Here is a 12,473-nt window from a genome sequence, read left to right on the forward strand (position 1 = left end):
AGTTCCGTGTGCGCCGCACCCCGCTGAACCTGTTCCTGCTAATGACCGTCGTCCTGGCGGTCAGTGCCTGCTCCCGCCAGAGCCTCTATGACAATGCCATTGCCTGGGAACGCTCCGGCGCCGGCCTGGAACCCGCGCAAGTCAGCATTGGTGAACTGGACATTGCCTACCTTCGCAGCAAGGAGCCGGTCGATGGCGAGACATTGGTGCTCATTCACGGCTTCGGTGCCAACAAGGACAACTGGACCCGGCTGGCGAAGGAGTTCGAAGGGCAGTTCAACATCTACGCCCTGGATCTGCCCGGGCACGGCGACAGCAGCAAACCCCTGAATATCGGTTACCGCTTCGAGAACCAGGTACGCTACGTTCATCAAACCATGGCCGCGCTGGGAATCAAGCGCTTTCATATGATGGGTAATTCCATGGGCGGGGCGATCACCGCACTCTATGCCGCCACCTATCCGGAACAGGTCCGGACGGCGGTGCTGTTTGACCCCGCCGGCATCATGGAATTCGAGTCTGAACTGGTGGAGCGGGTAGAAGCGGGCGGGAATCCGCTGATTCCTCGCCAGGAAGGCGATTTCGACCGTCTGCTGGACTTCGCGCTGGAAAAGCGCCCCTTTGTGCCCTGGCCGATCTTCGATGTGATGGAAGAAAAAGCCATCGCCAACCAGGCCGTCAACGAAGTGATCTTTGCCGCCATTCGCGATGCCGGCTTTGAGCCGGATTTTCGCAACGCCATCACCGATATCCAGGCGCCAGTCCTGGTACTCTGGGGCAAGCTTGACCGGGTGATTGATTATCGCAACGCCGATGTCTTCGTCGAAGCCATACCAAACGCCCGAAAGGTTATCCTGGACGATATCGGTCATGCCCCCATGGTGGAAGCACCGGCGCGATCAGCGGCACTGTTCGAGGCATTTCTGGCCGAACAACACCCCTGAAACCATTCGCTACTACAGCTAAAGCGAAAAAACAGGTAGGCTTCGAGGCTTTGTTGACCGTTTTCAGAAGACTCTCCCATGCCTGAAGCCATCTGGATTACTTTCGCTTTTGTCCTCGGCCTGTTGGTTAAGGCTGTAGGACTGCCCCCTTTGGTGGGCTATCTCGCTGCCGGGTTTGCATTGAGCGGGCTGGCGACAGCCGCCGGTATCGCCATAGAACAAACCAGTGTGCTGGAGCATATCGCCCATCTGGGCGTCCTGCTGCTGCTGTTCACCGTTGGCCTCAAGCTCAAACTCCGATCCATCGTCAGCCCCGAAGTCATTGGCGGCAGCCTGCTGCACTTCGCCATCACCTGCACGGTGTTCGCGCCCGGATTGTACTGGCTGCTGGATCTGGACTGGCGAACAGCCTTGCTGCTGGCCATCGCCCTCTCGTTCTCCAGCACCGTTCTTGCGGCCAAAGTGCTGGAAAGCAAGCGGGAACTGCGCGCCTTCCATGGCAGGGTCGCCATTGGCATTCTGATCATGCAGGATCTGATCGCGCTTGTCGTGATGAGTCTTGCCGCTGGCAAATCGCCTTCGGAATGGGCGCTGATGGTGTTTGGTCTGCCGCTGCTCCGCCCACTGCTCTACCGGTTGCTGGACGCCAGTGGCCATGATGAACTGCTGGTGCTTCTGGGGTTGCTGCTGGCCCTGGTGGTCGGCGGCCTCGGATTCGAAGCCGTTGGCCTGAGCTCCGAGTTGGGCGCACTCATCTTCGGCGCCATGCTGGCCAATCATCCGAGATCCCAGGAACTGGCCAAGTCCCTGTGGAGCGTGAAGGAAGTCTTCCTGGTCGGTTTTTTCCTGCAAATCGGTATCGGCGGCTTGCCGGACCAGAAAGCCATGATATTCGCCATCGCGGCCGCGCTGGTGCTGCCGCTCAAGGGGCTGTTGTTCTACTTCCTGCTGCTGGCCTTCCGTTTGCGCGCACGCAGCAGCTTTCTCACCTCCCTGTCGCTGACCAACTACAGCGAGTTCGGCCTCATCGTCGCCAGTGTCGCCCTGCCCCAGTGGCTGGTGCCGCTGGCCATTACGGTGTCGCTGTCGTTCGTGCTGTCGGCACCGCTGAACCGCTTCTCCCACAGCATTTATGAGCGTATCAGCCATCGAATCACGCGCTTTGAAAGCCAGAAACGCCATCCCGACGAGCAGCCGATTTCCCTCGGCAATACTCAAGTGCTGGTGATGGGCATGGGGCGCACCGGTACCGCCGCCTACGACTGGCTGGCCCCCCATGACTCCCGGATCATGGGGCTGGACTCTGACCCGGCCAAGGCCCAGACCCATCAGAAAGAAGGGCGCAACGTGGTGTTTGCCGATGCCGAGGACACCACCTTCTGGGAAGGCCTGCATATGCCGGAACTGCATTCCGTCGTGCTGGCCATGAGTGACATCGAGGGCAAGCTGATCGCCGCCCGAATGCTGCGCAAGCTCGGCTTCGATGGCTACATAGTGGCGCACACCATGTTCGCCGACGAAGCGATCAAGATCCGCGAGGCCGGCGCCAACGATGCCTACCTCACCATGAGCGAGACCGGTGTGGCTCTTGCCAGCCACCTGATTGACCAGGCCGGCCTTCAGAGCGCGCAGGTGCGAAAGCCGGTGTAAACATCACTGCGAAACGGCAGGTACGCCTGCCGATAGGTTCCGCGAATCAGGTTGGACGAGGTCGCACAGCTACCGCCTTTGGTGACTTTGTGGGTGGCAAACTGCAGGGTGGACATGAAAGGGTACATATCCACCTTGAAGCCGTCATACGGCAAAAATTCATTGCAGGTCCACTCCCACACCGAACCCACCATTTGCCGGCAGCCAAACGGACTGTCACCGGCGGCGTAATCGAACACCGGATTGCGGGCCATGGCGCGGGCATCCATGTCTGCCCGGGAAGCGTCCGGCACCTCATTGCCCCACGGGTAGCGACGAAACGGCTCACCCGGCCTGTTTCCCAGCGCAGCAACCTCCCATTCATACTCCGTGGGCAGACGACGCCCGGCCCAGGTACAGAAGGCCTCGGCCTCCCAATAGCTGATGTGAGTTACCGGTGCCTCCATTGCTAGTGGCAGCCAACGATCAAACACCCGCTCCTGCCAGACCCCGTTATGCCAGCGCCAGTACAGCGGATGCTCGGGTGTGCGCAGCATCGGCGCCCCGGCACCATGCACCCGTTGCACATCCTGCTCTGTGGCCAACCACTTTCGCCCACCAAACGACCAGAGCTCCGGGCGCCGGTAACCGCCGTCCTCGACAAACGCCAGAAACTCCCGATTACTGACCGGGGTCCGACTGATGGCAAAGGCCGGCAGTTCAACTTCAAACCGGGGCTTTTCGGCATCAAAAGCGAAGTCGTCGGTGGCAAATGCATCAGACTCTCCGGGCATCCCGATGAGCCAGCGCCCAGCCGGAACCTGGGCGTCGCCGGAAATGGCCTCGCCCGGCGCGGGCCGGTCACCACGGTAATCCGGTGGCACAGGATATCCCACAGTTTGCCGGCACCAAATCAGCGATTCGATGTGCATATTCTGGTGGTAGATGGCATACCGGTACAGATACAGCTCCCGGTCTGTCAGCGCCCGGCTTCGGATCCGCTCTGCGACCCGGTCGTAAATGGTATGGAAATACTCCAGGGTTTTCTGACGGCCCGGAAACAGATCGGCACGCCAACGGTCCTGATGCTCAACATGGAACGAATCCCAGAGGTCGTCCATGGACGGGTCGTAGCTGGGCGTGCCGTCGAGCAGATTAAAGACAAAAACTTCATAGAAGAAAGCCGCATGGCCCATTTCCCATAGCGGCGGATTCACACCGGGATGGTACGGGACGTTCAGCTTATCGGCCGGTAATGAGGTGACCAGTTGCCCGGTGCGGGCGCGGGCCAATTCCAGTTCGTCCAGCAGGCTTTGCTTCTGGGCATCAGTATCCATATTTCCAGGCTCCCGTGAATCCAACTGCAGAGATGCAGGGAGCCCCAGAATAACAAACAAGGCGGGCACTGTGCCCCACGATGGCTTGAATAAGGCCACTCCAGATACATTCACCTATGTATGTATATAAACAGAATTCGGCTATACTCGTTACTTGTCCGGAGGCCAGGCGTCCACCGCCCCAAGCCTCGAAAGGCCAGGAATCACGGGATATATGTCATGGCCAGAAAAACCAAAGAAGAAGCCGAAGCCACCCGCGAGTCCATTCTCGATGCTGCCGAGCACGTTTTTATGGAAAAAGGCGTGGCACGTGCATCCCTGGAACAGATTGCCCGGACAGCGGGAGTCACCCGGGGAGCCATCTATTGGCATTTCCGCAACAAACAGGACATCCTGGATGCCATGCTTGAGCGTGTGCGCGGTCCCCTGGGGGAAATGCTCGATACCACGAGCGGAGAAGGCAGCATCAACGATTTACGAACACTTTGCGTGACAGCACTGAGCAAACTGGCCGAAGATGAACAATATTTTCGCGTGTATTACATCCTGTTCCATCGCAATGAATCGGATCAGGCGCTTGAGAAACACCGGGTACTGGCAGACGAAGCCATCGCCTTTATTTCCGCTTTGCTGGAGATACCGAAAAATCGTCGCCAGCTTCGCCAGGGCCTGGCGCCCAAGCACGCGGCCTACCTTGTCCACACACAGATGCTGGGGCTCTTTTTCGACTGGCTGGCGAAACCGGAACGCTGGCCGCTTGCGGACATTGCTCCAATCCTGGTCGACAGCATATTCCACGGTGTTGTCAGCGGTGACTAGGCCCCTCTTGCTTGGCCTCGTTCTGGGAACGCTCTGGCTGCCCTGGTTAACCGGGTGCTCATTGCCCGTGATAACAGACAAACCCGTTCATCAAACCCTGGCCGAAAGCGAAACCGCCACGACACGATTGGCCCGGGCGCTGGCCCGGCCATTGCGGGCCAATGCACCGGATTCGGGCATTCAGCCGCTGGCGAAAGCCGATGAAGCATTTATTGCCCGTATGTTGCTGGCGACTGTCGCCGAGAAGTCCATCGATGCCCAATACTACATCTGGCACCGTGACATCACCGGACTGCTATTTCTACAGGCCCTGTCAGAGGCAGCCGAACGGGGGGTCCGGATTCGCCTGCTGGTGGATGATAATGGCATCCAGGGGCTGGACGAACTCCTCGTGGCCCTGACTGCACATCCCAATATCCATATCCGGCTGTTCAACCCGTTCATCGTTCGTAATCCGAAGTGGCTGGGATACCTCACCGATTTTTCCCGCCTGAATCGCCGGATGCACAACAAAGCGTTCATCGTTGATAACCGGGCAGCGATTGTTGGCGGCCGCAATATTGGTGACGAATACTTTGGCGCAACCGACGGCTTACTTTTCTCGGACCTGGACGTGCTGGCCGTTGGGCCCGTGGTAGACAAAACCTCCCGCGATTTTGACCGTTACTGGAATCACTCCCTGAGCTACCCGGTAGGCCGGATTGCACCGGCCACCGGCCAGTTGGCAAGCTCCCTGCTGGCCGATTTACGGTCCGGGCTGAATCAACAGCGCGAACAACGATATCTCTCGGCGCTCGAAAACTCGGCCTTTCTCGACCGTATGCTCAGGGGAGACCTGGAGCTCTTTTGGTCGACGACCGAACTGGTCAGCGATAACCCGGACAAAATTCTGAAGAACAGCTCCCGAAAAGCACTACTAAGCCGCCAACTGAACAGCATTCTGGGCGAGCCGAAAACCTCCCTGACACTGGTATCACCCTACTTCGTGCCAACCGAACAGGGTTTAGATTATTTCAGGGCGCTGTCCGCCCGGGGCGTGCGAGTGACCATCATAACCAACTCGCTGGAAGCCACCGATGTGGCCGCCGTGCATTCCGGTTATGCCCCTTACAGGGAGCCGCTGGTGCGCGCCGGTGTTGAACTCTACGAGATGCGCAAACAGGGTAACCAGGCCCCCGGCTTTGCTCGCGCAGCCGGACCTCTCGGCAGCTCCGGCTCCAGCCTGCACGCGAAGACTTTTATTGTGGATGGGCAGCAAGTTTTCGTGGGTTCGTTCAATTTCGACCCTCGCTCTATCAACCTCAACACCGAACTGGGCTTTGTTATTGACAATACCGAACTGGCTGGCGTGATGGCCGCGAGGATTCGCGACCAGTTACCGGCCTCAAGCTACCAGGTACGGCTCGACAGCGAGGGACAGCTCTATTGGGTAGAGCGCAACGCCGGCAAGAAAACCATCCATGCGGCCGACCCCCACACCCCGGCTCACCGGCGCTTCCTGGTGTGGCTACTCTCTTTGCTGCCGCTGGAGTCTCTACTCTGATCACCCCCAGAACCAGAGAATCAGTGGCACGGCCGTTGCCGTAACCACCACCGACAACGGCAACCCCAGGCGCCAGTAATCGCCAAACCGATAGCCGGCAGGCTCCATCACCAGCGCATTGGACTGGTGCCCGATAGGCGTCAGAAACGCGCAGGATGCACCAATGGCAACGGCCATCAGCGCGGCATCAGAAGCCAGCCCCAGCTGGCTGGCAATGCCCAGCGCGATGGGGGCGACCAGTATGGCCGCCGCGGCATTGTTCACCACGTTAGATAACAACATGGTGCCGACCAGAATAATGGCGATGACCAGCCAGGGCGCCTGCCCCTCACTGATCGCAAGAATCTGATGCGCAATCAGGTCGGCCCCGCCGGTTGCCTCCAGCGCCCCGCCCACCGGAATCATGGCCGCCAGCAACACCAGAACAGACCAGTCGATGGCCTTATAGGCCTCACTGGCATCCAGCAAGCCAACCAGAACCATAGCAACCGCGCAGGCAACCAGAGCCACCGGTGGCGTCAGCCAACCGGCGACGATACCGATAATGGCGGCCACGAACAGGCCACTGGCCAGCCCAAGGCGCTTTTCCCGACCCAACGCCAGACCCCGCTCAGCCAGGGGCAGGCAACCCAATGCCTGAAGATTACCAGGGAGGCTGTCTTCAAACCCCTGCACCAGCAAAATGTCGCCCGAGCGAAAACGGATATCCGCCAGCCGATGCTTGAGCCGCTGCCCCTGCCGGGCCACCGCAACCACGTTCACACTGTAACGCTCTCGCAGATTCAACCGGTTTGCCGTGTGCCCGACCAATCCGGAGCCCGGCGTAACCACCGCCTCGATAAGCCGGGCATCGCCGGCAACCAGATCATCCTCGGCATCATGCCGGCGCGACTCTCCGGGCGCCTCGGCAGGGCTTTCGGTGTTTTCATCCGGCTCCCCGGAGGCCAGCACAAGGCCCGTCATTTCCAGGAAATCGCCCAGGCTTTCGGTGTCTGCTTCTACCAACAGGACATCGTGCTCGCGCAGAATGGTAAACGTGGACGGCGCCGCAATGGTCTTGTCGTCACGGATCAACGACAACACCACGAGATTCTTGTCACTGTCGCCGGCGGTCAGCAGATTGTGCAAGGTGCCGTCTGCGTAGTCCGAGCCCTCCGGTAGTTCCAGTTCGGTCAGATAATCTCCTACGCTGAACAACTTCTCGCCAGACGAAGGATCTTCCCGTTTCGGCGTCAGACGCCACCCCACCAGAGCGATAAACACGATCCCCGTCAGGGTGATGGCCAGGCCCACCGGCGCGAAATCAAACAAGCCGAAGGCGCCTGCCTCGCGATAGCTGGCGATGATGATATTCGGTGGGGTGCCAATCAAAGTGATGGTGCCGCCCAGGAGGGAGCCGAAAGCCAGAGGCATCAACAGCAGGGAGGGGGACCGGCCGGCTTCCCTGGACATCCAGATGGCAACCGGCATCAACAAGGCCAGGGCCCCGACATTGTTAATAAACGCCGAACACACCGCCACCACCATTGTCAGGGTCAACACCTGAACAATGGCATTGTGCCCCGCCCTCGCCAGCAGGCGGGCCACCTGGTCCACCACCCCGGCATTAACCAGCCCCTGGCTGATTACCAATACCGCCGCTACCGTAATCACCGCCGGGTGACCAAAGCCAGCGAACACCTCGTCACCGGGAACCAGGCCGCTGACGGTAACCGTCAGCAACGCGAGCATGGCAACCACATCGAATCGTAGCCGGTTCCAGATGAAAGCGGCCAGAGTGATGAACAGAACCGCAAACACAATCCATTGATCAGGCACCATGCGAACCGGGACTCCTTCCATAACTGTCGACAAGTTTTACAGACAATCCTCGCCTGTCATTGCGCCCCATCAGCAAGCATCTGTATTGGCGCGATTATCAGATTCTGGTGCAAATTCTGCTAATAATCACCCCAGACATTACCTGCATGGAGGCCCAGGCAGGTCACAGGGTCGTGGTCGACTATAGCAGTTCCCGCAGCAGTCCCCGTATCGTTCGAACATACAGAGTCGTTGGTTATTCATTCTCCCTCGCTGGAGTACATCTATGGAACCTCAACGACCGCTTGTCTGGCTGTCAGCGGCGCCCGATACTGAAATGCAGGCCACTCTCAGGTTGCCCGGTTGGCAGCAGGTTCGGATCTGCGCCCAACAGACTCCGATATTTCCGGCCGCGGAGTGTATCGGCAAGCCGGTTGGCGTGTGCGTACTGTCCGAGCTGGATGCCACCGGCCTGGACAACCTGCGCGCATGGCTGGAAATCCTGCCCGTTACTTCCTGGCTGGCCCTGGTCACGCGGCGACAGCTGGAAAACACCGAAGTTTGTCGGCTGATCCGCGAATACTGTCAGGATTATCACACGCTCCCACTCGACTCCCGGCGACTGCTCAACAGTCTGGGCCATATGTGGGGAATGCAGGCACTGGGGGCGACAATGACCGATCCGGAACGAATCAGTTACCAGGATTACGTTCTGGACGGGCCCTCGTCCCACATTCGCCAGGCCCGGAGTTTGCTGCGGCGGTTCGCCGCGACACACGAACCGGTGCTGATCTACGGTGCCAATGGCACCGGCAAAGAGGCCGCCGCACGCTTTATTCATGAGCACTCACCGCGCCAGCACGGTCCTTTCGTGGTGATCAACTGTGCAGCACTGCCCGAGTCACTGACCCAAAGCGAACTGTTCGGCCATGAACGAGGCGCCTTTACCCACGCACTCAAAGCACGAAAAGGCCGCATTGAAGCCGCGGACCGCGGCACCCTCGTACTGGCGGGTGCCGACGAACTCGGGCCGACACAACAATCCGCCATTCTCCGTTTTCTGGAGGAAGGCACGATCGAACCGGTCGGTTCCAATCAGCCGGTCAAGCTTGATGTGCGGGTGGTCGCCATCTCCGGCACGCCGCTGGATGAACAAGTCGCTCAGGGCCATTTCCGGAGCGACGTCTTCTATCGGCTCGGCAATCTGACCGTAACCCTGCCGACGCTTCGGGAGCGCCTTGAGGACTTGCCGTATCTTGCCCGCCGGGTTCTTGAGGCGTCAGGCGGCGGGCATTACAAGCTGGGCAACGCGACCCTGCTGGCGATGGCGGCTCATCCCTGGCCCGGCAATCTGCGGGAACTCCAGAACCGTCTGCGCCAGGCGGTTCTGCTGGCGCGTCAACTACAACTGGAACCTGAAGATCTGGGCCTGGCACCCACCTCTACACCGGCGCGCGCCCAGCGTTTCAGTCTGGAAGCCTATCGGGCCCGGGCCGATCAGGAGGCCATATCAACCAGCCTGGCTCTGACCCACCAGAACATCTCGGCGGCGGCCCGGTTACTGAACATTTCCCGGGTGTCGTTTTACCGGCTGATTGAGAAGCACCATCTGCAATTGCCATCCAGTCACATTGCCCCCAACAATCAGGACCAAGGAGATCTGCCATGAAACCTTTGGCTGTGCTCACCCTCAGTATGTGCTTCATACCGCTGGCCCAAGCCGAGCCGAGGGTCCCCGGCGACCCACGGCCCACCACCGGTACGCCCGAGCAACGCAATGCCGCCACTCAGGACAGCGCCACCACCATCGCATCGATCACTGCCGACCGCGGGATCGTCACCCGGCCCGGGCGATTCACCATCGAGCCCTCGTTTTCCCATGCCCACAGCAATGCGACCCGCGTTGCTGTGGAAGGCTATACCGTAATTCCGGCCTTGCTGGTGGGGCTGATCAATATCTCGGAAATCCAGCGCGATATATTTGTCAGCGCACTGTCGTTAAAGTACGGATTCACCAGCCGGCTTGAAGGCAGCCTCCGCGTGCCTTACCTGAGCATCCGGGAAGACCTGCGAGAGCGGGAAGTATTCCAGGGCACCCCGGTGGACACCTTGCGGGAGTCGTCCGGTGACGGGCTGGGCGACGCCGAACTGTCAATACGGTACCAGCTCAATGACGGCCTTGACGGTTGGCCCTACCTGATTGGTACTTTCCGGGCGCGGGCGCCCACCGGCGACGGCCCCTACGATGTCGACCAGCGCACCATCACCGACGCCAGCGGCAACCCGATTGGGGTCGAGCTGGCCAAGCGCCCGACGGGTTCTGGCTTCTGGGCGGTGGAGCCAGGGCTATCGTTTATATACCCCAGCGATCCCGCCGTGCTCTTCGGCAATCTCAGTTACGCCTGGACCATCAAGGAAGAGCAGGGATTCGAAAACGGAGGCACGGTCGACCCCGGCGATGTCGTCAGGTTCGGTTTCGGTATGGGCTTCGCCTTCAACGAGCGGACATCGTTCAGCCTGGGGTACGACCACTCGGTGATTCGTAAAACCACCTTTGAACATGGTAACGACCTGTTCGCCTCAAATTTTGACCGGATTCAGGTGGGCTCATTGTCTTTCGGACTGTCGCATCGCCTGTCGAGCTCGACGACCCTGAGCCTGACAGTGGCCGTGGGTGTCACCGACAATGCGCCGAACAGTGAAATTACGCTCAAACTGCCCATTAACCTGTGAGCGGTGAGCACGTCAGGGCAGTAACGGCAGGTTAACATCCCGCGGCAACCTGAAGGCGCCACCGAGATTGTTCAGCTCAATGTTCAACTGCCGGATGTTCTGGATGGTGGTTCCGTTCAGGCTGTTCTGGATGACGCTCATCCACCCTCCTCCGTCCGCCAGCGCGCTATCCAGTGCCAGACGGCCGGCGCCACTCTCCCAGGCTCCCTGCACAGACGCCATCTGGGTACTGAGCCTGTCTGCCGCCATCGGATCGTTCAGGTCTGCAATGTTCAGCCGATTGATCACGAGGGTTTGCCCATTCACCGCCAGAACTTGCTCAAGGCCGATCGAGATTTCCAGACCATCCATCACGAAACCGCCCCGCAGAAGCTCCAACTCGGCATCCGCCAGGCTCGCGACCGGCAACCTGAGTTCGCCACCCGCCGGCCCGGCGAACAATCCCAACAGAATCAGAATGCACCGTTTGTTCATGAGCTACCACTCCTGTGTGCTCGGCCAATGTGGCAGGGTATGCCCCAGCGCCGGCGCCCCCAGCCCCTTGAACAGAGGCGCTCTGGCGAGCCCCGGCCATTCATCACGGTCAAGAAAGCTGGCGCGACCCTGCTCCAGATGGCTGCGAATCACAAACGCCGAGCCGTCCCAGTGCGCCTGGAACTCAGCCCAGCTGTAGGCCTTCAACCCCCGAGCCGGGTCGCCCACCAGGACTTCCTGATCGCTGATGCCTTTAATCACGACAAAATGCCGGTAGCCACCCAGGGTCACCAGGGCAATCACCGGCACACGCACCTGATCGCGCAGTCCGCTCAGTGGCATACGGAATCCGTCGGCCTGATAGCCCTCGGACTCCAGATAGCGCTTCATATCCAGCATCGAAAATCCCTGCTGTCGGATCTTGTCCTGATCCGCCAGCGTCCACATACCCTCGAACACTTCCTGCTCATTGATATCCCGGCCGTAATGAAAAGACAACAGAGAGGCCAGTGCAGCCGAACCGCAGCTGAAATCGTATTGCTGCTGCAATACCGCCGAAAACCGCTGATTCTGGAAACTGGTCACCGACACGGGTACATCACCGGCAGGCCCGGGAATAATCACCGTCCCGGCCAACAGCGGTGCTGACAAAAACGTTACGACCATGCCCGCCAGACAACGCCAGATTAAGGCACCAGCAGTGCGGCCGCCCGGTACAGGCAGCGTCGAAATCGCCAGCCAGGCCCTGAGGCCCGGCCTTTGAAGGTTTCCGATGCATTCTGTGACCATGGCGGCCAATCTCCTGTCAGCGATTAATGAGAATGTTGATTTGTGTGCTGTCCTGAATAACCACCTGATTGCCGGTGTTCTGGATCACCGTAGCAATGCCGCTCATATTGCCGAAGGCCTGGTCACTGATGCGGTTATCACCGGTTTTCACCGGACCAGACAGCACATTGCCCGACACAAGAGCGTTTTGCTCCGATTCGTTGAGCTGCCACTGCAGCGGAAGCCCCTGTCGGCCACTGGCAGCTTCCAGCTGGTCGGTGCTCATGGGCTCGGCATCAGGCCAATCTCCGGCCCAGGTGGCAGGCACCGCCGTTACCAGAGCAACCATCAGCATCCTGTTGACGAATCTGGCCATGACACATCTCCCGACAAAGCCGGGCTGCCCCAAGGGAGCAGCCCGATCTG

Annotated in this window: 11 protein-coding genes; 6 read left to right on the forward strand and 5 right to left on the reverse strand. The window is 59.7% G+C overall.

Translation table 11 applies throughout. The features are described from left to right. Nucleotides 1-8 precede the first annotated feature (8 nt). Both ACP2AU_RS08930 and ACP2AU_RS08935 read left to right on the forward strand, forming a co-directional pair. Nucleotides 9-944: an alpha/beta fold hydrolase gene (locus tag ACP2AU_RS08930; RefSeq protein WP_426375777.1), complete on the forward strand. Its 936-nt coding sequence runs from the start codon at nt 9-11 to the stop codon at nt 942-944. Between the two features lie 78 nt (nt 945-1,022). Then, nucleotides 1,023-2,594, forward strand: a complete 1,572-nt coding sequence (locus ACP2AU_RS08935) for a cation:proton antiporter (RefSeq protein ID WP_426375778.1) — start codon at nt 1,023-1,025, stop codon at nt 2,592-2,594. On the opposite strand, the gene senA is transcribed toward ACP2AU_RS08935, so the two are convergent. After that, nucleotides 2,564-3,910 (reverse strand): selenoneine synthase SenA, encoded by a 1,347-nt coding sequence (senA, locus tag ACP2AU_RS08940; protein ID WP_426375779.1) that lies wholly within the window; start codon nt 3,908-3,910, stop codon nt 2,564-2,566. The two genes, ACP2AU_RS08935 and senA, sit on opposite strands and share 31 nt — an antisense overlap. Before the next feature lie 219 nt (nt 3,911-4,129). On the opposite strand from senA, the gene ACP2AU_RS08945 reads away from it, so the two are divergent. Then, on the forward strand, nt 4,130-4,729 hold the full coding sequence (locus tag ACP2AU_RS08945; protein WP_426375780.1) for a TetR family transcriptional regulator: 600 nt from the start codon (nt 4,130-4,132) through the stop codon (nt 4,727-4,729). Nucleotides 4,730-4,796: 67 nt separating this feature from the next. Further along, nucleotides 4,797-6,272, forward strand: coding sequence for a phospholipase D family protein (locus ACP2AU_RS08950; protein ID WP_426375781.1), 1,476 nt, complete (start codon nt 4,797-4,799; stop codon nt 6,270-6,272). Here ACP2AU_RS08950 and ACP2AU_RS08955 read toward each other — a convergent pair whose 3' ends face one another. Continuing rightward, complete coding sequence (locus ACP2AU_RS08955; RefSeq protein WP_426375782.1) at nt 6,273-8,093, reverse strand: SLC13 family permease; 1,821 nt, start codon at nt 8,091-8,093, stop codon at nt 6,273-6,275. A gap of 265 nt (nt 8,094-8,358) precedes the next feature. On the opposite strand from ACP2AU_RS08955, the gene ACP2AU_RS08960 reads away from it, so the two are divergent. Together ACP2AU_RS08960 and ACP2AU_RS08965 are read left to right on the forward strand one after the other, a co-directional pair. After that, the gene (locus tag ACP2AU_RS08960) at nt 8,359-9,741 is read left to right on the forward strand and encodes a sigma-54-dependent transcriptional regulator (protein WP_426375783.1); all 1,383 of its coding nucleotides are present in this window, start codon (nt 8,359-8,361) and stop codon (nt 9,739-9,741) included. Next, a complete protein-coding gene (locus ACP2AU_RS08965; RefSeq protein WP_426375784.1) occupies nt 9,738-10,805 on the forward strand; it encodes a transporter in 1,068 nt (355 codons plus the stop codon). The genes ACP2AU_RS08960 and ACP2AU_RS08965 overlap by 4 nt, the downstream gene beginning before the upstream one ends. A 12-nt stretch (nt 10,806-10,817) precedes the next feature. On the opposite strand, the gene ACP2AU_RS08970 is transcribed toward ACP2AU_RS08965, so the two are convergent. Genes ACP2AU_RS08970 through ACP2AU_RS08980 form a run of 3 tightly spaced genes read right to left on the reverse strand, consistent with a single transcriptional unit; the run spans nt 10,818 to nt 12,423 of the window. Then, entirely contained in the window at nt 10,818-11,279 is a 462-nt protein-coding gene (locus ACP2AU_RS08970) for a hypothetical protein (protein WP_426375785.1), read from the reverse strand. 3 nt (nt 11,280-11,282) lie between these two features. After that, complete coding sequence (locus ACP2AU_RS08975) at nt 11,283-12,068, reverse strand: C39 family peptidase (RefSeq protein WP_426375786.1); 786 nt, start codon at nt 12,066-12,068, stop codon at nt 11,283-11,285. A gap of 16 nt (nt 12,069-12,084) precedes the next feature. Continuing rightward, a complete protein-coding gene (locus tag ACP2AU_RS08980; protein ID WP_426375787.1) occupies nt 12,085-12,423 on the reverse strand; it encodes a hypothetical protein in 339 nt (112 codons plus the stop codon). Nucleotides 12,424-12,473 lie beyond the last annotated feature (50 nt).

The sequence above is a fragment of the Marinobacter sp. VGCF2001 genome (genome assembly GCF_049943275.1).
Lineage (GTDB): Bacteria > Pseudomonadota > Gammaproteobacteria > Pseudomonadales > Oleiphilaceae > Marinobacter.

Excerpts from the sequence above, each read along its gene's own strand:
- ACP2AU_RS08935 (WP_426375778.1), top strand. The coding sequence starts at position 1,023 with ATGCCTGAAGCCATCTGGATTACTTTCGCTTTTGTCCTCGGCCTGTTG.
- senA (WP_426375779.1), bottom strand. The coding sequence starts at position 3,910 with ATGGATACTGATGCCCAGAAGCAAAGCCTGCTGGACGAACTGGAATTG.
- ACP2AU_RS08945 (WP_426375780.1), top strand. The coding sequence starts at position 4,130 with ATGGCCAGAAAAACCAAAGAAGAAGCCGAAGCCACCCGCGAGTCCATT.
- ACP2AU_RS08955 (WP_426375782.1), bottom strand. The coding sequence starts at position 8,093 with ATGGTGCCTGATCAATGGATTGTGTTTGCGGTTCTGTTCATCACTCTG.
- ACP2AU_RS08960 (WP_426375783.1), top strand. The coding sequence starts at position 8,359 with ATGGAACCTCAACGACCGCTTGTCTGGCTGTCAGCGGCGCCCGATACT.
- ACP2AU_RS08965 (WP_426375784.1), top strand. The coding sequence starts at position 9,738 with ATGAAACCTTTGGCTGTGCTCACCCTCAGTATGTGCTTCATACCGCTG.
- ACP2AU_RS08970 (WP_426375785.1), bottom strand. The coding sequence starts at position 11,279 with ATGAACAAACGGTGCATTCTGATTCTGTTGGGATTGTTCGCCGGGCCG.
- ACP2AU_RS08975 (WP_426375786.1), bottom strand. The coding sequence starts at position 12,068 with ATGGTCACAGAATGCATCGGAAACCTTCAAAGGCCGGGCCTCAGGGCC.
- ACP2AU_RS08980 (WP_426375787.1), bottom strand. The coding sequence starts at position 12,423 with ATGGCCAGATTCGTCAACAGGATGCTGATGGTTGCTCTGGTAACGGCG.